The 19344-nt window shown below is 58.0% G+C and carries 14 protein-coding genes; 8 read left to right on the forward strand and 6 right to left on the reverse strand.

Annotated elements, in window-relative coordinates:
* Nucleotides 1-460: 460 nt before the first annotated feature.
* Nucleotides 461-862 (reverse strand): hypothetical protein, encoded by a 402-nt coding sequence (locus tag ACQUSM_RS14605; protein WP_435119797.1) that lies wholly within the window; start codon nucleotides 860-862, stop codon nucleotides 461-463.
* A 245-nt stretch (nucleotides 863-1107) separates the two neighbouring features.
* On the opposite strand from ACQUSM_RS14605, the gene ACQUSM_RS14610 reads away from it, so the two are divergent.
* From ACQUSM_RS14610 to ACQUSM_RS14645, 8 genes are all read left to right on the forward strand, one after another.
* Nucleotides 1108-1284, forward strand: coding sequence for a hypothetical protein (locus ACQUSM_RS14610; RefSeq protein WP_435119798.1), 177 nt, complete (start codon nucleotides 1108-1110; stop codon nucleotides 1282-1284).
* Nucleotides 1281-2522: an RNA-guided endonuclease InsQ/TnpB family protein gene (locus tag ACQUSM_RS14615; protein WP_435119800.1), complete on the forward strand. Its 1242-nt coding sequence runs from the start codon at nucleotides 1281-1283 to the stop codon at nucleotides 2520-2522. Before ACQUSM_RS14610 ends, ACQUSM_RS14615 begins: the two co-directional genes overlap by 4 nt.
* Before the next feature lie 900 nt (nucleotides 2523-3422).
* Entirely contained in the window at nucleotides 3423-4289 is an 867-nt protein-coding gene (locus tag ACQUSM_RS14620) for a DNA-binding protein (RefSeq protein WP_435119920.1), read from the forward strand.
* A gap of 198 nt (nucleotides 4290-4487) precedes the next feature.
* Entirely contained in the window at nucleotides 4488-5117 is a 630-nt protein-coding gene (locus ACQUSM_RS14625) for a hypothetical protein (RefSeq protein ID WP_435119802.1), read from the forward strand.
* A 538-nt stretch (nucleotides 5118-5655) separates the two neighbouring features.
* Nucleotides 5656-6654 (forward strand): DNA-methyltransferase, encoded by a 999-nt coding sequence (locus ACQUSM_RS14630; protein WP_435119804.1) that lies wholly within the window; start codon nucleotides 5656-5658, stop codon nucleotides 6652-6654.
* Nucleotides 6655-6753: 99 nt separating this feature from the next.
* Nucleotides 6754-7527 (forward strand): hypothetical protein, encoded by a 774-nt coding sequence (locus ACQUSM_RS14635; RefSeq protein WP_435119806.1) that lies wholly within the window; start codon nucleotides 6754-6756, stop codon nucleotides 7525-7527.
* Nucleotides 7528-7592: 65 nt separating this feature from the next.
* Nucleotides 7593-8282 (forward strand): PaeR7I family type II restriction endonuclease, encoded by a 690-nt coding sequence (locus ACQUSM_RS14640; RefSeq protein WP_435119922.1) that lies wholly within the window; start codon nucleotides 7593-7595, stop codon nucleotides 8280-8282.
* A 285-nt stretch (nucleotides 8283-8567) separates the two neighbouring features.
* Nucleotides 8568-10703 carry a Piwi domain-containing protein gene (locus ACQUSM_RS14645; protein WP_435119808.1) on the forward strand — a complete coding sequence of 712 codons (2136 nt, stop codon included), beginning with the start codon at nucleotides 8568-8570 and terminating at the stop codon, nucleotides 10701-10703.
* On the opposite strand, the gene ACQUSM_RS14650 is transcribed toward ACQUSM_RS14645, so the two are convergent.
* The 5 genes from ACQUSM_RS14650 to ACQUSM_RS14670 all read right to left on the reverse strand — a co-directional run bounded on the left by ACQUSM_RS14650 (nucleotide 10700) and on the right by ACQUSM_RS14670 (nucleotide 19087).
* Nucleotides 10700-11773 carry a hypothetical protein gene (locus ACQUSM_RS14650; RefSeq protein ID WP_435119810.1) on the reverse strand — a complete coding sequence of 358 codons (1074 nt, stop codon included), beginning with the start codon at nucleotides 11771-11773 and terminating at the stop codon, nucleotides 10700-10702. The genes ACQUSM_RS14645 and ACQUSM_RS14650 overlap by 4 nt on opposite strands.
* Complete coding sequence (locus ACQUSM_RS14655) at nucleotides 11766-12212, reverse strand: hypothetical protein (RefSeq protein WP_435119812.1); 447 nt, start codon at nucleotides 12210-12212, stop codon at nucleotides 11766-11768. Before ACQUSM_RS14655 ends, ACQUSM_RS14650 begins: the two co-directional genes overlap by 8 nt.
* Nucleotides 12213-12323: 111 nt before the next feature.
* Entirely contained in the window at nucleotides 12324-15950 is a 3627-nt protein-coding gene (locus ACQUSM_RS14660; RefSeq protein ID WP_435119814.1) for an ATP-dependent helicase, read from the reverse strand.
* Complete coding sequence (locus tag ACQUSM_RS14665; protein WP_435119816.1) at nucleotides 15943-16887, reverse strand: hypothetical protein; 945 nt, start codon at nucleotides 16885-16887, stop codon at nucleotides 15943-15945. The genes ACQUSM_RS14660 and ACQUSM_RS14665 overlap by 8 nt, the downstream gene beginning before the upstream one ends.
* Nucleotides 16880-19087: a hypothetical protein gene (locus ACQUSM_RS14670; protein WP_435119818.1), complete on the reverse strand. Its 2208-nt coding sequence runs from the start codon at nucleotides 19085-19087 to the stop codon at nucleotides 16880-16882. Before ACQUSM_RS14670 ends, ACQUSM_RS14665 begins: the two co-directional genes overlap by 8 nt.
* Nucleotides 19088-19344 lie beyond the last annotated feature (257 nt).

The raw sequence follows: 19344 nt of genomic DNA on the forward strand, positions 1-19344 counted from the left end.
TGCAGCGTAATAGACGGTTCACCACTCATCGATGAAAGCCCTCGGTCGCTCGACGTCCCGCGACCGCCGCTGCGCGCCTCGTGCCTGCGGTGCTTGCGGGGTCGGGGGACGATCGAGACGGCCTCGCCCTTTCTGAGTCCGCCAGGACTGTTGATGGCCCACCGAGCGACGTAGCCGGCTGAACGGGTGCGTACGTGACGGCCCGCCCCGCTCGCCGCTGCCGCCCTCCGCGTCGCTCGCGACCGACCATTCCGGGCGTGCGGGCGCTCTCCGCACCGCCCGCGCCCGTTCCGGGCTAAAGTGCATGTGCCCTCGGCGCCAGCGGGTAAGCGCGAGGGGTTGCGCGGCGTGGCTGCTCACTCCCGACTGAGAGGGCTCTGATCAAGGTGCCAAAGAATTGCGCACGAAATGATTATTTTCGTCGTAGGAATCACCGAATCAGCCGATAAGTAGTTCGTGCTTATCGGACAGTCACGAAACCAGCGAGAACGAGTAATGCGCCATAGGAGATCGTTAACAGCGGCGTGACGAGACTGGAGCTTGAACCAATCGTGAGCCAAAGGGCAGTACCCAAACAACTAAGCGCGACGAGTGAGCTGAAGATTTCGATACGACGTGGCTTGGCATTTCCAGTACGGACTCGGCTATACAGAGCGTTTCCGAGCACAGCGATAGGGAAGGCGACTGCGACCACGACCGCGAACTGAACTGCAACCACACCTGCCATGTTGAGTGCTGGCATAGTGTCGCTCATAAGTGTCCCAAGAGCGTATAATCCGAGCAGTCCCACCAAGAGAACCGCAAGGGAACGTTCGACGCTACTGGCCGATGGACGCGGGAAGCGGGAGACCGTCTTACCCATGCTAAGTTCTCTCGTCCAAAGCGGCATAAAGTCTCCGTCAAGAAGTGGGAACACTGTACTTATCGCCCCGAGCCAAGTGTTACAACGGTTCTTCGATACCTCATTCTGACTGAGTAGTGCGGTGGTGTTTTTGAGCGCCTGCGAAGGGTGCAGGCGCGTTCGGTCGTGCCTGCACAGCACAGGTGATTCAAGATGTGTTACCCCGCCAGCGACAGGTGCACCGTCTGATGGAGGCGCGATGATCGATGTCGGTCGAACTGAACGAGATCGAGGAGGCCGAAGTCGAACTGGAACAGTGGTTGGTTGAACAGGCTGAGAACGGCGTCCCGGAGATCGTCCTGATCGGACTTCTTCGGGACTACGCGGACGACATCGAACACCTTGGCTACGTGTCGCGAATGTGGGTTGAGTCAGAGCGATGAGACGGACCAATACCTTCGAGGTCGTCCCGCAGTCGGAACAAGACGAGGCCATTCTTCGACGGCTCCTCGATGCGTCAGCGAGCCTCTGGAACCAGCTGACGTATGCCCGCCGGCAGCAGGTCTTCGCCGGCGAGAGCGTCTGGGGTTGTGAGAACTACTACGACGAGTACGCCGACGTGTTGGGGTCGGCGACGACCCAGCAGATCACCCGCGTCAACGATGCCGCCTGGCGGTCGTTCTTCGAGACAGTCGAGGACGCCGACCAGGAGGTCAGCCCGCCGGGCTACTGGGGGAACCAAGCCGACGGACGCGACCTGCGGACCTACATTCGCAACGACGCCTACACGATCAGCTGGGGCGAGCGCTCCAGGCTCGAAGTGCCCATCGGCAGCCAGCTCAAAGACGAGTACGGCTTCGGTCAGTTCGAACGGCTCCGGGTTGCCGTCCACGGTGAACCGCACTGGCAGGGCGAGCAGGGCCGCCTCCACCTCACCTACGATGACGTCGACGAGACTTATCGCGCCCACCAGCCGGTGACCGTCTCCGAGGCGGAACAGGCGACGCCGACGGGGACGGACGTCGCCGCGCTCGATATCGGCGCGAACGTCCTCGTGGCGTGTACGACAACGGCCGGCGACCAGTACTGGTACAGCGGTCAGGAGCCGTTCCGGCAGTTTCGTGAGACGACCGAGCGCATCGCCGACGCCAAAGCGAAGCTGCCGGATGGACAGCAGACCAGCAACCGAATCCAGCGGCTCTATCGGAAGCGGTCCCGCCGGCGCGACCACGCCGTAAACGCGCTTCTTCGTGATCTGGTTGAGCGACTCCACGGCGATGGCGTCGAAACCATCTATCACGGCGACCTCACCGGCGTCCTTGGCGAATACTGGTCGGTCGAGGCGAACCTTAAAGCGCGTACCTTCTGGGCGCATCGGCAGTGTCTCGATCAACTCGCGAACGTCTGCGAGGAGTACGGCATCGAGGTGGCCTCACTCTCCGAGGCGTGGACCTCTCAGACGTGTCCGGAGTGCGGCGAGCGCGAGCGGACGCGCCGGCATCGCGAGACGCTGACGTGTCCGTGTGGCTTCGAGGGCCACGCCGACCTCGTCGCCTCACGGACGCTGCTCGAACAGGCGACGAACATCGCGGTCAGGCCGACGGCACGGCCCGTGCGGTTCCAGTGGGACGACCACCGGTGGTCCCCCGCCGAGGGGGCCACGATGGGGCCCAACGAATAGCGCACAGACCCGCAAGGTGCCGCCGTGGTGTCGTCGTGACACCAGCGAACGGACGCTCCGTGTCCGCGGAGTGGATGTCGATCCGCTGGTCGCTCGCTTTTCTTACCACTACGCAGTTGATCGACCCCGAAGACCTTACCTCAAAACATTTGGTCATCCCGTGATTCAGACACACTATGAGCAGTAAAACCGTCGAGACAGCTCGCTGGCTTGCCTATTTCGATAGGGTTGCCCGAGGGGTACTGCTACTTGGTGGTGCGTTTATTATTCTACGCACGATTGTCGCAAGCCTCCAGGTCTGTACTGCTGGTGAATCATGCCCCCCAATCATCACTTCTGAAGCCGTCGTCACAGCACTGTTCGGTGTGATAGTAGTTTACGCGGGATATCGATTTCAACCTGAGTAGCAGAAATCGGGATCGGGGTTTGCTGAACAGACTTTGATCAGGCGCTAACGTCTCAATCTTCTCCAGTATCAAGCGTTTACGGCTCGCCCCGCTCGCCGCATTCCGCCCTCCGCGTCGCTCGCGACCGACCATTCCGGGCATGCGGGCGCTCTCCGCACCGCCCGCGCCCGTTCCGGGCTAAAGTGTATGTGCCCTCGACGCCAGCGCTTCACCCGTTCGGGTCCTGCGGACCTCGGCAGAGCCGACCGCGACGGACGTAGTTGCGTCGCGGCGAACGGGGAATGCGCTGGCCGCTCGCTCCGGGCGGGTCGGCGCGCGGTGCTGGTTGGGGCCACCTCATGCAGGCGCGCTCTCGCTCGCGCCCGGTAGGGCGCTCGCGAAGGCGCGAGCGAGAGCGCGCAGATGGTTCTGTCGGTCGTTGTCGTCGGAAAACCGCGATGTAGGAGCATCGCGGAGTCGGCGCGTGAGCGCCTTCGGAATCAGGTCGATTCCAATGTCTAGTAACAACGCTAGCGGAAAGGTCGTTACGGTCGATGAACAGGCATTCGAGAAAGCGGGCGGTCAGGCGGTCGATGAAGACGGCTTCCCAGTCGTCGACGAGACGCCGGAGTTCGAGGCCGCGGTCGAGCAGGAGACGCAGGCGAAGGTGGATGCGAACCACCCGGACGGGATCGCGGACACGAGCGAGGATCGGATTCACGGTGTCACCCTCGAACAGGAGGAGCGCATTCGGGCGCGGGAAGCCGAACTGGAGCGCATCAGTGCCCAGGCCGAGCTGGGAACGCAGGACGGTCGCGAGCAGCGCACGCGGGAGGTCGTCAGCGAGCAGTGTGGTCGTGACGAGCCGGCGCCGGCGGAGCGCACGGATCCCCGAGAGAAACTGACGCAAGAGGAACTCGCGGCGGTCAACAAGCAGGCGATGCGGATCAGCGACGAAGTGCAGGGCGGTTGGTCGAGGGCGGTCGTCGCGAAGCAGCTGGCCGAGAAGGTGCAGCGCGGGCGGGACGTCACGAAGGCGGTGCTGGAAACCCTCGAAGAGCTGAAGGCGGCGCCGGGGGCGATCGTGCCCATCGCGGACGTGCCGGATGTCCCGGTCGGTGAGGTGACAGTTCAAGGAACTGTGCAGACCCTTTGGGAACCGAGCAGTAGCGCGATTCAGCAAGTCGGGCTGATAGCGGATGACAGCGGGAAAATCAAGTTCACCTGCTGGGAGAAATCCGGGCAGACGATGGTGCGTGAAGGTCAGACAGTGCGGTTCCGGGCGGCAGCCAAGAACTGGTACGAAGGCCGGTGCTCAATCGCGCTGACCGGGTGGTCGGATATCCACTTCCCGGAGCGCGGTCGGTGGTGGGAAGAATAGCCAGCTGACGCTCCCCTCTTTTTTGCTATGTGCCGGACCGACCCTAACCCCGCCGCCCCACCCTCCGCTCCGTGCTCGCTCCCTACGGTCGCTGCGCGCGCAGCCACGACCGTTTTCAACAGCGGAGGGGCGACTTCAACACCGCCCAACCAGATGACGCAGGTCGTGTTTATTCGCGCCGGCGAGGGGTGCAGCGCGATGTCAACCGACTCATCCGAGTACCACGATTTCGATGCGTGGTTCGCCGGCTTCTTCGACGGCGAAGGCTGTATCCGCATCTCGATTGCCGACCGAGAGCGGTACAGTACCGGCTTTGAACTTGCACCAATGCTCCGAATCACCCACGAACAGTTGACCGGAACTCTCGACGCAGAAGGATGGATTGGCGTGAAAGTAAACCAGAATAGTGAGTATCGAGTCGACCATCGACTTCAGCCGCAGATCGAGGTCACCGAAACATATCGTGACCACCTGATGGAGGCGCTCTGTGCGTACTGTGATGCTCACGATGTGAACTGTCATGTGTCCAGTCTCGAAGCCAATGAGAACCGGAGCGATCAGTACATTTGGGGCGTGCAGGGTATCAGCAATACACGGACGCTCCTCACCCCGCTCCGCGATCAGTTCATTGTAAAGCGCGAACAGGTCGATCTCCTCCTTGACGAGATTCTACCCCGGATGGAACAGGGCGTCCATCACGAGAAAGAAGGCTTTCTTGAGGTGATATACTACGTCGACCGGTTCAACTCGTACAAAGGTGGCAGTCGAGGGAAATACACACTCGAGTATTTCGAGGACCTCTGGGGGATGGAATACACTCCCGAGTAGCTGTATCGCGCGGTGGCCCCACGAGAGAGCCAGATGAGGACACCTCTTGTTTTAGTGAGCGCCGGACCAGCCCAAGCCCCACCGCCCCACCCTCCGCTCCCGGCCTCCCTCCGGTCGGCCGGCAGCCACAACCGGAGTCACAGCTTTGCGAGTGGTGTCCCCAGAGACAAGACCGCTGTCGAGACGGAGTCTGTTTATTTGCCCCCTGGAGGGGTGGAGGGCACACCAGAACGTGCCCCCGAGAACCAATGTCCGAGGAACGCACTCTCACAGCCCAAGAGCGGCTTCGCATTCACCTTCGCGAAGCCCACCGCACAACCGACTCGCCAATCGTAGAAGCACAGTTAGCCGCCGCACTGGACGCTTGGAACGACCTGCCGCCGACACCTCTGCGGGAGTGTCCCGTCTGTGGGAAGGTCGGACTCCCAGAGCGGATTCGCAATCACGACTGTACGCAGTCGCTTGGGCAGGAGTATCGCTAGTCGAGCAGTCCCAAACTCAAACACTATAAACGATGGCGCTACCAAACCAAGACAAGATGGCTGATTCAGCGGATCTTCGCGAGCATATTCCCGATTCCTGTCGTGACCTGCTCGAGTTGTCCGATCAAGAGCTCAAGTCGGAAATTCCGGCGCTAGCACGCGACAAAGGGCGGATGGGCGACGTCGAACAGGCAGTGAAATCGCTCCCAAGTCACCACGATCTCTATCACGGCGATGCCCGTGACCTCTCAATGATAGATGACGAGTCCGTCCATCTCGCGGTCACCTCGCCGCCGTATTTCAACCTGAAAGACTACAACATCGAAAACGGCGGTGGGTCGGAAGGCCAACTCGGGGATATCAACGATTACGAGCAGTTCAACGAACTCGTCGACGAGGTATGGGAGCACATCTACGAGAAGCTTGTGCCCGGTGGCCGGCTCTGTGTGGTCGTTGGGGACGTCCTCCGCTCCCGGAGCGATCATGGGCGGCATCGTGTGCTCCCGTTGCACGCGACGATTCAGGAACACGCCACCGACATCGGCTTCGACAACCTCGCGCCCGTCATTTGGTACAAGATCGGGAACGCGAGCCTCGAGTCTGGCGGGAACGCCCGGTTCCTCGGCAAGCCCTACGAACCGGGGGCGGTGATCAAAAACGACATCGAGTATATCCTTCTGTTCCGCAAGCCCGGCGGATACCGAAGTCCGGACATCGCCGAGCGGATCCTCTCGACTATCGAGGCCGATACCCACCAGAAGATGTTCCGGCAGCTGTGGGACGACATCAAGGGTGAGCGACAGACAGACCATCCGGCCCCGTATCCTGCCGAACTGGCCGAGCGACTGATTCGGATGTTCTCGTTCGTCGGCGATACGGTGCTCGATCCGTTCGCCGGGACCGGGAGCACCGCCGTCGCGGCGAGTCGCTGTGGGCGTAACTCGATCAACGTCGAACTCGAGTCAGAGTATGTCGACATCGCAGAAGAGCGGATTCAGGCAGAACGGGGAACCCTCACGAACTACGAGAATCTGACCGTCGACGTGACGCGGTAGAGCGCGAACGTTTTTGGAAGCCGGCCCCGGTTTGCGACATCCTCACGTGCGTTCCGATGTGCTATTTTTTATATAGTAGCCTCAAGAACCCGCGAGGTAATGTCGGAGCATCGATATGGTGATGAACGGATTGTTGACTGGCTGAATCAGGAGCGCAACTGGAGTTATCCGCGGAACGTCCCTTATCATCCTCGGAGCGATTCGCATGGCGGCGCACAATGTCGGTATTTTGTCGATGATCTCCTCTATGAGAGCGATGCGATTCGGGAGGCGGCCGCCGCGGGCGAGCTCGTCTACCAGGAGGATTACGAGGTCGGGGAGGGCGGCCTCTCGTGGAACACCGACCTCGTGATCGGCCCGCCCGCCGACAGCGTTCAGGCATCGCTCGATGGCGACCGCGAGATGGCGCAGGCCAACCCCGCCGAGATCTATCTCGCGGCCGACGCCAAGTCGATCATGACCGAACACCAAAAGGCCCGACGCAACCGCCAGAGGGACATCAACTCCTTTGCGGATATTATGCATCACCACCACGAGAAAGCGCTGACAGCGGGTATTTTACTGGTGAACTTGGCCGAGGAGTTCGATTCTCCGCTGCGCGATCCTGACGATATCACCGACCACGTTCACATCGAGCGCATCGTCGGAGAGATCATCGAGATGTTCGACTCGATCAATCGGAGCGAGGGCGAGATCAGTGCTAATCTCGATGGTGCCGGTGTCGTCGTGGTTCGGCATTCTAATCTCATCGACGATATCGGTGATAGCGAGTTGGTTACGGAGCCGCCGGCCCCGCAGCCTGGTGATCGGATACATTACCGGACGCTTGTTCAGCAGATGGCTGACTGGATGGAAGCCCGGTTTCTGTCATGACGTCGGTGCCACCTGTCTCAGATGTCGAAATCGCGGACGCGGTCGAGTATTTCTGGCAGGAGCGGATGTCGAGGGCCGAGAACCGGGCAGATATAGACCATGCGCAGGAGGGCCGGCGTAAAGAGGTGACGAGCGGTGGACACATGGCCGAGTTTGAGGGCTTGCTGTATGATCTGCTCGTGGATGCTGGGTTGCCTGAATCCGCAATTTACACGGGAAAGTCCGCGGATTTACCGGGATATTACCGGCCATCAAAGGAATGGGATCTGGTCGTGCTACAGGAGGGTGATCCGGTGGCGGCGATCGAGTTCAAGTCGCAGACCAGTTCGTTCGGGAACAACTGGAACAACCGGGTCGAAGAGGTTGTTGGCAGTGCAACGGATTTCCGGACGGCAATGGAAAAGGGAGTGATTGATTCGCCGGTACGGCCATGGCTGGGGTATGTGTATTTGATGGATGAGCAAGGGACGCTGGAGGGTGATTCGATTTCGGCGACGGATGCAGGAATGGCGGACGCCTTTGTCGGCGCTTCGTATGCTGACCGATGTGAGGAACTGTGTCTGCGGTTGCTAGATAATGGAATATATGATGGGGCGTCGTTTTTGTTGTCGGGAGAAGAGGCCGGGCTGGATGGTGCGTATCGGACGCCGCATGATCGGTTGAAGTTTGAGCGGTTTGCTGCGTCACTCGTGGGGCACGTGGGGCAGTTTCTTGATGAGTATGGACAGCGGCAGGCCGAATTGGGGAACTATTGATCTGGACTGAGGTAGACTGGTCGAATAACAGCGGTGCTGTTCCATCGCCGTTCTCGTGGTCTTCCCGTTCTATGAGGTGCCGCTCGGTTCGATCTGGAAGTAGGGACGAAGGTTTGCCGACGAGAACGCCCACTACGAAACGGTATTCGGGGGACGTTGGGGGATAGTTCGACCGGGATAACTAAACACAGTAGCAACATCAAGGAAACGTGACCGGTCACCCCCTTATTTCGGATGGAATACACGACCGGTATGGTTTTGACAGTGGACGAACAGCCTAAAACGATGACTGATTACCTGAATGCATTCCCCGTCGATGTCTCCCAGATGGACGTTGGCATCTACGATATCTCTCCACAACCAACAACACCGGCCTGGAACCGACTTGACCAGCTCGAGGACGATGTCTCTTCTGGCACGGACGGGATCGGTGTCCGGTACCACGACGGCGACTCGTGGAGAATCGTGGCCTGCGGGGACTCTAACCCCCCGGAACAGATCAACGATACCGACAGCAATCTCACGCTCATAGAATCAAAGGTGTGGACGCCCGGGACAGATGGCGACCCTGAGGTGATGGCCGAGGCCCTCGAAACCGGACTCAAGGAATATCTCACCAACTACCGTGACTACTGGGATGGTGACTACAACCGGGTGTACCAGTACACTCCGTACGCATCCCAAGGGAGCTACAATATGCACCTTGGGTACAAGCTCTCTGTCGAGTATGGTGATGGGTTCCATCTCTTCCTCGACCCGACGTTCAAGTTTTTCTCCGAGAAATCGTTGAAAGAGTGGATCGACCAGGTCGGGATTGAGCGGGTGCAGGAACAATTCACCGGCGAGAAGTTCATCATGTTCAGCTCACGGACGAGCTACGCCACGCTCGAAACCGTGTACGAGGACCGGACTGTGATGGACGAGTCGGTGTACGGATCGACGATATACGAGCTCAACGCCGATTCTCCGGCACCCCAGGCCGAGGACGTCGAAGAAACGGATCCGCTGTGCGGTGTCACCTACATGAACAATCCGAAGGAGTACACCGTGTCCCCGGCCCTGCTCTACAAAACCCCTGGGAACAGCGACGCATTAAACGATTCCGCGATAATCACGCCGACAGAACGCCGGGATGAGATCCGGTCACTCGCTGAGGACGTATCGTATATCCGAGTCGGCAGCCAGCAATTTAATGTGGGCGACACCGAGCTATCTGGCGAAATCACCCGGTTCTCATACCCGTCCCTGATGTTCGGTAACGGCCACGTATTCGACCCGCAGACGCTGGGCGACCTCCCGGACAAATGGGAATGGGAAAACGAGATACAACGACTGCTTGACGAACATGGCCCGTACAAACGTGTGCGAGGCGAACGGCATATTGCATTCGCGTATCCAGACAGTTATCCGGAAACGGCCGAGGAAACGTACCGGGATATCCAGGAACACCTGCAGCAGTATGCACAGATCACGGCACCCGGCCCGGTTGGTCCGATCGAGCACACTGACCGCCGAGTGTGGGATAAGTGGGTGAACCAACAGGGCGACCAGATTGACGGCCTGCTGGCTGCTTTATCCGATGATTCCGACGATCGGTATTATTCGCTGGTCAACGATGTTGCCGGCGCACCAGTCCAGCACCTCACACCGTCCGCCTTGGACGATTACCGAGACAGCAGCCTGTTCAACGTCGCGATGGGGCTTGCGGCCAAGATTGGTGTCCGCCCATTTGTCCTCGCCGAACCGCTACATTCCGACGTAGTGATCGGGTTCGACGTAAACGGGTTCGACCAGAACTCGATCGGTGCCGTCACCCATGACGGGGACACCGGCGAAGTAATCACTCAAACGACGAGCGGATTCAGCGCGGGCCCGAGTACGGCCGCACCGGAGTTCGAGACGAAGTCAGCACTCCGAAACCAAATCGCAGAGGCTGTGGAGGAGAAGGACTCGGTGTCTTCGATTATCATCCAGCGAGGCGGGATATTGAAAAACACCGAGGAAGCAGCGGTCCGGGAGTTGATCCCGGAACTTGTCGACGAGGGGATGCTGCCCGAAAATGTTCAGTGGGGCGTAGTCGAGGTGAATTCGGACACACCGCACCGGATCTTCGATCAGGACTATGATCTACAGGCGCCGACCGGGGCCTATACGACGATTGGCGACCAGACCGGTATTGTGGTAAACGGTGGACATCCGTACGTGTGGCAGGGAACACCCCGTGCCACGAGCTGTACGCTGGTGGCGGCAAACAGTGAATGGGACATCACGGCATTGACGCAAGACGTTTTCCGGCTGTCCTTCCTTAACTGGGGGTCGCCAGGAAGTGTGAACATGCGTTCCCCGATATCGACCGACCTGGCGACAGAACTCGCAAAGATGTTCGAAAAGTGCAGCGAGATCCAGTATCTTCCGTTCTAGATCGTTTCGAGAAGGTTTCTGTTGACACGGGCTCGTAGAGTAACTGTGTCAGCCGTGTCAGTTCCCGGGTGTGTTATTGCATCAGCGAGCTCCCCTGTGTCGGGCGTGAAGAATTGTTTGGTGTCCTCGGTGATCGCGTGGAGGAACCGGTCATTCCACCAGTCGGTATATTCCGGGGTTCGCTTGGAAGACAGCTGATCGAGGTGGTCTCCATAGTCAGCGGTTTCCCTCTCAGCCAGTCGGTGGAGTTCTTCAGGGAACTCGTCGGCCAACGTTTTCATAACGTGCCGGTAACGGAGAGCCTCCGGCGGATGTTCCTGTCTCACCTGTCTAGCAGGGAGTTTATACGGATTATCGGAGAAAAGACACCGGGTTAAACTGACCGCGTATGCAGGACCGAACGTCAGCGTGCCGATTGTATCACAGTATAGCTCTTCGTACCAGTAACTGAGGGCGTCGGTAACTGTTTCTTCGCGATCATCGAATTCACTGGCGATCCGTCTTCGCTCCTGATTGACGGTGTCTGGAAGAGTGTAGCTCTCCCGGTAGTCCATGGTGACGTGCGCGATCTCGTGGGCAATTAACGGGGCAAACTCGTTGAACGATGCTGTGGAGATGTTGCGGGGGAGCCAGAGTCCATACACCGCTTCCTGGATGAACGTGACGAGAGCTGTCTCGTTCCAGCAGATGGGGATGATATCGAAGTCGATGCCGAGCGGGTGGCAGAGTTCGTCGACGACCGTACGGACGTTGTCAAATACCGCTGTCTTGTCCGATTCCTGGGCAGTATGGAGTTCGTAGTAGGAGATAATTTTCTCGATCTTCTGGAGGTTACCGTGGGCGTCCCAGAGGTCGCTGCAGATTTCTTCGTAGAAATCGCCGGTGTCCTCAGAGAGTTTGGCGAGGGTTTCGATGTCGAATCGGATTTCGTCGAGTAGTGTGTCGAAATCCGCTAGTAATGGATCGAAGACGTTGGCCGGGGTGCGAACGTCGTCGTCAGCGAGACGCTCATCTATGGAGTCTCGTCGGTTTTCCAGGTCGGCTAGTTTTTCGTCGACAGTCTCAGGCAAAGTTGCCTCTAAGTGCCTGCTTGTTCTCTTCGACGGTCTCGTTGGCGACGTCGCGGATATCCTCCAACTTGTCTTTGAGCCTGTCGAACTCGGGATCCGACAACGCTTGTGATGGCTGGGGGCTGTCCTGAAGTGATTGGAGCGAGGAGATAATGTTCTGCAGGTCCGGGCGAATAGTATCATCGGAGTCGCGCCAAGCGTTTTTCACGCCATTGTATAGGGGTTGCAGTTCTTCGTCCGTGTAGTAGGGATCGTGAGAGATCTCGAGCAGACGGTTGATGACCTTTTCCGCGTCTTCCAACTGTTGCTGAATGCGATCCCTGCCATACCGGTCGACGGCATCGTGCCGGATGATGGAGATGGCTTTGAGGGCCTTGTTGAGACTACGGCTGAGGTCCGTGTAAGTCTCTTTTTCGCGCTGGACCCTCCAGAGACTCATGACGAAAATGTACTCTAGCGTTTCACTTATAACTTGTGTGAACCCTAAAACAGCAAATAATCTGGGTTATACCGCCTAATAACGCTGATTTAGGGTGTAGTGCCCCTTCTACTAGTCGTCTGTGCTCTCGATCACGTACCCATTATCGTAGGCGTGTTCCTCCGGGGCACAACCCAGCGACCGGTGAGGACAATGCCGACAATGCGACCCAGGATCCGCCTCAAACGACGGCGAATCCGCCGCCTGCAACATATCCACAACATCGGTCCAACTGCCTTCGATGTCATCCCGATGAATCAAGTCAATCTCACCATCGGCGTCACCAGCCTCACCGACATACACATACCCGGCCCATTCCACCGGTTCGTCGAACAGTTCCTCACAGGCCCGGAGGTACAGCAAGAGCTGTGACGAAGACTCGATGTCTCGTTTCTCGAACGTTGTCTTATAATCCAACACGGCCAGTCCCTTCCCCGGCACCTGCCGCACCGAATCCATATACCCGATCACCGGGCCATCCACCCCGGGAATATCCGTCACTTCAAATGGGAGCTCGGCGGCGACTGGGTCCCACTCCATCAGATCTGTCGCGAATAGTCGATTAATACAGGTCTCGACCTCGTCACGTACCGATTCCAGGTCCCGGGCTCGGACAATCCGGTCACAGATATCCAACCACTCATCTTCTTCTGTGTCATTCCGGTAGAACGCTTCTTCCGCCACGGCGTGGAACACGTTCCCGACTTTCCGCCAGCTCGGTTCGTCCGACTGACCGACTGCTACTTCTGACGGCATCGGGTCATCGAACCCGTACAGCACGTGGTCCAAAAGGTGGCGGCGCGGACAGTCAGAATACGTCTCCAGCGAAGTGTGGCTGTGCTGGACAGGCAGCTCCGAACCGTCGTCGAACGACAGTGAACCTGGATGTATGGCATCCACCGCTGGATCTCGCGGTGTCAGGTCCTCGTCGAAGATTCCCTCCCCCAAGTCATGGATCTCCCCGATCGCCTGTTCGAGGTTCAGTTCGTCCTCGTACCTGTTGTAGTAGGTGATTGTTCCCGGTGTTATATCGGCTGCCTGCGCTACCTCTTCGGAAAGGTTCACGACCGTCTCTGGATACCGATCCTCGACCTCCTTGAACGTCTCTCGCACCGAACTCCACAGATTCATCTGGGGTTGTTCTGGTGACCACGGCGTATTGACATCCGGGAAAACCGTCTCCAACAGCTGTTCCGGTGAGTTTGCTGGTCCCGCCGCCTGAATACATTGCTCCCGCAGATATGACACAGACTTCTGCCAACCATCATACTCCTCCGGCGTCTGACTGAACACCACCAGCAACGACTCTGCCCGGGTCACTCCGACATGGAACGTCCGCCAGTCCTCTTCCTGCTTCTCCTGATAAGCGGACTCAGTCAAGGGATGCGTATACGCGTCATCCTTGATGGCTCGGATGATCGATTGATATCGATGCGCCGACCACGCGGCGTCTTCGGTCGTCGCCCATGACGGTGAATACGTCGTCACCCACTCGTCGTCCTCCAGATATGGGAAAAGCACGGTGTCAAACTGAAGCCCCTTGGCCTGATGGACGGTCATGATATTGACTTTGTCCTCAGACTGAGACCCAATACCGACGGCAAGGTCGTTATCACGACCTTTGAGCGACCGGGCCAGACTGTCGACGAATTCCTCGGAGAACCGGCGGAGAACGTTATCGCTTTCGTATGCCTGCAGGAATTTCTTGATACGGTCCAGCTGTGCACGATCTTCATCCTGCAGATACCATTCAATACACGTTTTGTCGACGAACGCGTTGTAGAAGTACGGTAGCGAATGACTGTCCTTGAGCTCCACTAACTCCTCGAAATCACTCCGTGCCCGGTTAACTCGATTCGGCTGCTCTAACGATATCTCCTCGAGACTCTCATGGTCCAAGACCGCCTCATAGAGTGAATCAACCGAAGCGGTCTCCAGAGCCTTCAAGTCCTCCTCGGTGACGCGGTAGACCAGCATCAGTACCCGGCGAAGATGGATATCTGAGGACGGGTCAACAAGCGCCCGGAAATAGGAAAGAATGGTCTGCACACCCGGCTGCAGGTCCGTCTCGCTCGTGCCGTCAATCCGATAAGGTATCTGCCGATTCCGGAGACTAGCGGCCACGTCCCTGGCCTGCTGGTTGGTCCGGACGATCACTGCGATATCACCAAGTGAACGGTCATCGATCTCATCGAACCCATCTTCCAGCAGCTGAGAGACCGTAGTCGCAACTTCCTGTGCAGTAGTCAGTTCCGTCCAGTCTCCAGCGACCATGCCGAGCCGTGCCTCGTCCGTTTCATCCCGTTCTACGTAGGTCTCTTCCTCCGATGGATCAATAATGCAATCGTCAGAAACCAGGTGTTTCGAATCGTACGCACCACACTGGTTTGCCATCTCCAGTATCTCCTGATCTGACCGGAAGTTCCGCTTGATATCGATCCGGTCGTGATCTGCGAATACGTCCCCGAGGTCGTTCAGTCCTTCCGGGTTCGCTCCGCGCCAACCGTATATCGCTTGGTCAACGTCACCGATCGCAAGAAGTTGCGCGTCACCTTGACACAGCCCGGTGACAACGTCCATCTGTACATCGTCGGTATCCTGGAACTCGTCACAGAATACGTAGTCCCACCTACTCTGAATCTCGTCGCTTACCTGTGAATCGTTAATCAGTGTTTCTGCTCGGTTGATGAGCTCGTCAAAGTCCAGCGCGCCACGGGACTCCAGCTCGGCCACGTAGTCCTGGTAAATCTCTTGCAAGCCGTGCATCTCTTCCAGGGCTTCGATGTAAGACCTGAGATGACCGAGCGGCGTCTGTTTCATGTCCGTCCACCAGTACGTGTAGGCGTTAGTACCAGACTCGAACAGTCCCTGTGGGAGGAAGTTGTACGCCATCACAGGGTCTTCCGCCACGAGAGCTTCCACCATCTCCGTCCACAGCTCCAAATATTCAAGATATGATTCAATGGTGGACCAGGTGTCACCCGACTGGTGGCTCGCAACCAATTGCCAGCGCGATAGTTCCTCCCGGTAATCGTCAAGATTGGCCGCGATACGTGCCTCGCCGGCCTCGAATTCATCGGAAGTGAAATTATCTGGGTCAAACAGTTCCGCTGCCCTCTGTTCCAGATCGATGACGAGCCGTTTGAGCTCGCCGACTGTCGATTCTGCCGGCAGGAATTCCTCTACATCGGCCGGTGACACGGCTTCCTGCCGCATCTCCCTGATGTAGTCCACCGCTTGTCCTTCTACCGCGGCTGCGTCGTCCTGACGCCGTGACACATACTGGTAGTCGTGTTCATCGATCAGATTCTGGATGGTGCGGAACCGTTGGTCATCGGTGATGACGTCGAAGTCCGGATCTAATCCAAGGACGTAGGCGTACTCAGAGACGAGCTGGCTGCAGAACGAGTGGTAGGTATAGACATCGATGTTATACGCCTGGTCGATAGACAACTGCTCCGCATCGGTGATGCTCTCCTGAATTGACGACGCAGCCTCGTTCGCAAACGTCAGAACAAGAACACGGTCTGACGGTGGGGCATCGACCGCGGTGAGCATCTTTTCGATTCGCAACCGCATGGTCGTGGTTTTTCCGGCACCCGCCCCGGCGTCGACACTCACGTATTCGTTGTCGGCGTCGAGGACATCTTCCTGTCCACCCTTCGGCGTCGGCCCGTTCGATTGTTCGGATTCAGACATTGAACATCACCTCCCGTTTAATCGCTTCCTGACAGCCCGCGGCATACGAACAGTACTGGCACGAGTTTTCGACAACCTGCTCGAAGTCGCCATTCCAGTGGTCCTGCTCGTTGAATACTTCCTCGGGGCTGTATGTCTCGTCGGAAATGTTTCCGACCATCCACGCGATCGCGTCGTCCACGGTCTGGCGACTCTCTGCGAGGAACTGCCCCATCCGCCGCTGCTCGATTACTGCCTCGCACTCATCTTCGGTTTCGAACGTGTCTTCCATTACACTCAGATACATTAGCTCCGTTCCGACGTCGTCAGTTCCATACTGGCTGAGGGCTTCCTCTGCTATCCGGGCACCGATCACTGTTCCGACTTTCTCCGGCGAATAATTGCCCTGGTCAAGATGCTTGTCGGCTATCTCGTCATCGGATTCATAGGGAACTTTGCTCCCCCACATCCGATCTGTCAGCCGCACCCCAACGAATTGGCTATCATCGGCCATGATGTAATCGACATCCTTCCCTACCTGCTGACCTTCAAAATCCGCGGTCAATGTGATATCAGGCCCGATCACTGGCTCATCTGAAACCGTAGCTGCCTGTTCGATCTTGTCCAGATGCGTGGATCCGACCGCATCAAAGTAGGCATCTACCCCGGCCTTGGCCCGGTTTTTCTCCGTGGATTCCTGCTGAGACGAGTGATGGTCTGCCGCATCAGTGTAGAATTCCCACGCAGAATCAAGTGCCTCCAACGCTGCGTCACGAGGGTCAACACCGTTGCTCCGGGCCTCATCGTAACCGGTGCAGATCGCCTTTCGGAGAAGCTGGCGGAACAGATCCTGATTCCGCTGGGTGTCCCCGGTCAGTTCGGCCACGTGCTCGAACTCGTACTTCCGCGGGCACAAGAGATACGTCGTCAGTTCTTGTGCGGTGAGGGGTTCAGTCACTTTGCATCACATCCCCGCGGGCCATGGCAAACTGACTGGCAACCGCGTCGGCAAACACCGGGTCCACGTCATCGTCCGACAACAGGTTCTGGATCACTCCGAACACCTCCTCGGTGTCCTCGATCTCCGCTGTTTCACCGGTGTGTGCGGCGTTGACGATACCTTCCAATTCCTCCCACGGCTGGTCGAGGATATACTCGACGACCTTCTCACGTGTCTGGATCGGCCGGTCGTCACTTTCCGGCGACAGGGCATCCACCCCAATCTGTTCCTGGTCCTGCAGATGATTGAGGTAGCGAGACGGGTTGTACGCCCGGCCCAATCCACTTTCCTGAGAGTCGTACGTGCAGAAGTACAGGTTCTCGGTGGCTGCCCGGGCACCAAGAGCCAGTTTGCGACGTTCTCGATGGTGGTAGTACGTGTCGAAGGCACTCGTCGAGCGGTCACCCGTGTAGGTTTCGTATGTTGTCTCTATCGTATCCTCGTCCACAGCGGTGACCGCCGGGTATTCTGGCATATTTTTCAACCACGGCTTGGGGAATAGTGGTGTCAATCGCTCACCGCCGGGATATTCTTGGTCCACCACGTTTAGCAAGAACACCGTGTTGTAGCTCTCATGTTTTACGCCCTGGATATCGGTGACTGTGATGCCGTGCGACTGGGGTGCGGTCTCGATGGTATGGGTGTATGCCGCGTCGAACCTGATAGCCCGCTCCAGCACGTGCTTGAACGTTGGGAGGTCACTGTCCATCAAGGTGGTCTGGTCAATAAACTGTGCCAGCTCGGTAACTCGCTTGATGTTCTGGAACTGTTCTTGGATCTCGATATGGCTTTCACCGGTGGCGACGCGTTCCTTCAGGTCCGTATTGACGATCCACCGGTTGAGGGTCGTGCTAGGCGATCCGCTACCGCATGCCTCTGCGAGCTCCGGGGAGAAGTCGTCGACCCGGGCGGTCAGCCAGGACCTTGCGTCTTCGTCCCGGTTCAGCAGGAACTGCACAAAGGCATAGAGTTCCGTAACAGCCGGATCCTCTGCAAGCGCCGGTGCACCCACGGTCTGAGTGGGAAGACCGGCAGCCCGGAGATGGCGACGAGCTTCTGACAGCCGATCACCGAGACTGTTCACGACAACGGCGAAATCGCTGTATTCGTCATCGTCGTCGTGTCTAAGGTACTCAATTTCATTGGCGACGGCACTGATCTGCTCCCGGAATGTGGATTCGTGGAGGTGTGTCCCTGAGACTGTGTCCGTGAGATCGATGTTGGTGGCTAGGAACGATGCTATCCGGCCTGGCCCGGTCACGGAACGCCGGGTGCCAGCAGGTTCATCGAGAGTGGGCGGTTCTCCGGTTTCGAAGTCGATGACACTGTCTTCGCGGAGCTCGTTGAGTTCTCCCGGTTCAGTTTTCACGCGTTGGATGCTGGCGTTGCGTTCCCCGATTGCGATCAGGTCGGCATCTTGGGCGAGATGGGCGAGGTACCGTCGGTCGTTTGCGGTATATTCCTCGAATTCGAGGGCGAGGATAGCTTCAAACCCGGAGGCGACGTGGTCATAGGTCGTGTCGTCCTGTAGTGCGTCCGTACCACGGGGGATGATGTTGGCCCGTTCGACAAGTCCGTGTGTATCTAACCGTTCATGAAACCGGTCGTTGAGACAGGCCAACGTTGCTATCAGGATGTGTCGTTCTGCTTCGTCGTCTTCCGGTGTGAACCCGCCTTGCCGGGTGGCCTCGAGCAGGACTTGTCCAACGTCCCGTCCGAAGCTGTCCTGCTCGCTTGCAGTCTGGAAGAATTCGATGACGTCCGCCCGCTGGTAGTTTTCCGGCCATCGTACATTGTCGATCCGGGTTGTGGCTTCGTCAACGAGGTCTTCCCAGTTGGTGGATTCGATGACGTCGGCGAGGAGTTCGATACGTTGTTCGTATGCCAGCCGGTCGATGTCCGGGTCGTTGATTTCGACGACGTGGGAGGCGTGTTGTGGAGTTGACTGGACGTTAGGGCGAACCTGCAGCCCGAGCGCGGTCTGTATGTGGTCAGCGAGCGGGTCCAGATTGCAGGGGATGCGTTTGAGGACGAGTATGTCGCGGGGATTGTGGTCGTCGAGGAGTTCCTCATAGACGGCGGCGAACTGGTCGGTGAGGGGAGCTGGAGAGAAATTTAGTGCGTAGAACTTACCAGTTGGGGGAGTGTCCGTATCCATTACCTACGTCATCCTGTCGGAGAACGCAAAAGTATTCTGCCGATAGCGAGGTTATGAATATCATATCCGTTATTGCCGCCTGGAACCCGTGCTCGCTTGGTGTCACTGGCCTGTATTATCTGTGCTGATGGGAATAATCAGTCAGGATCTGCTCTGTTGAATCCGTCGAGGGCGAAGGGATAACGTCGCTCTGAAGGTGGAAGCGAAGCGGAAGAGCCGAATGTGCCTAAACTACTCTTCCGCTTTGGGAAGCAAGC

Source organism: Halolamina sp. C58 (assembly GCF_051195095.1).
Taxonomy (GTDB): Archaea; Halobacteriota; Halobacteria; order Halobacteriales; family Haloferacaceae; genus Halolamina.

Excerpts from the sequence above, each read along its gene's own strand:
- ACQUSM_RS14605 (WP_435119797.1), bottom strand. The coding sequence starts at position 862 with ATGGGTAAGACGGTCTCCCGCTTCCCGCGTCCATCGGCCAGTAGCGTC.
- ACQUSM_RS14610 (WP_435119798.1), top strand. The coding sequence starts at position 1,108 with ATGTCGGTCGAACTGAACGAGATCGAGGAGGCCGAAGTCGAACTGGAA.
- ACQUSM_RS14615 (WP_435119800.1), top strand. The coding sequence starts at position 1,281 with ATGAGACGGACCAATACCTTCGAGGTCGTCCCGCAGTCGGAACAAGAC.
- ACQUSM_RS14620 (WP_435119920.1), top strand. The coding sequence starts at position 3,423 with ATGTCTAGTAACAACGCTAGCGGAAAGGTCGTTACGGTCGATGAACAG.
- ACQUSM_RS14625 (WP_435119802.1), top strand. The coding sequence starts at position 4,488 with ATGTCAACCGACTCATCCGAGTACCACGATTTCGATGCGTGGTTCGCC.
- ACQUSM_RS14630 (WP_435119804.1), top strand. The coding sequence starts at position 5,656 with ATGGCTGATTCAGCGGATCTTCGCGAGCATATTCCCGATTCCTGTCGT.
- ACQUSM_RS14635 (WP_435119806.1), top strand. The coding sequence starts at position 6,754 with ATGTCGGAGCATCGATATGGTGATGAACGGATTGTTGACTGGCTGAAT.
- ACQUSM_RS14640 (WP_435119922.1), top strand. The coding sequence starts at position 7,593 with ATGTCGAGGGCCGAGAACCGGGCAGATATAGACCATGCGCAGGAGGGC.
- ACQUSM_RS14645 (WP_435119808.1), top strand. The coding sequence starts at position 8,568 with ATGACTGATTACCTGAATGCATTCCCCGTCGATGTCTCCCAGATGGAC.
- ACQUSM_RS14655 (WP_435119812.1), bottom strand. The coding sequence starts at position 12,212 with ATGAGTCTCTGGAGGGTCCAGCGCGAAAAAGAGACTTACACGGACCTC.
- ACQUSM_RS14660 (WP_435119814.1), bottom strand. The coding sequence starts at position 15,950 with ATGTCTGAATCCGAACAATCGAACGGGCCGACGCCGAAGGGTGGACAG.
- ACQUSM_RS14670 (WP_435119818.1), bottom strand. The coding sequence starts at position 19,087 with ATGGATACGGACACTCCCCCAACTGGTAAGTTCTACGCACTAAATTTC.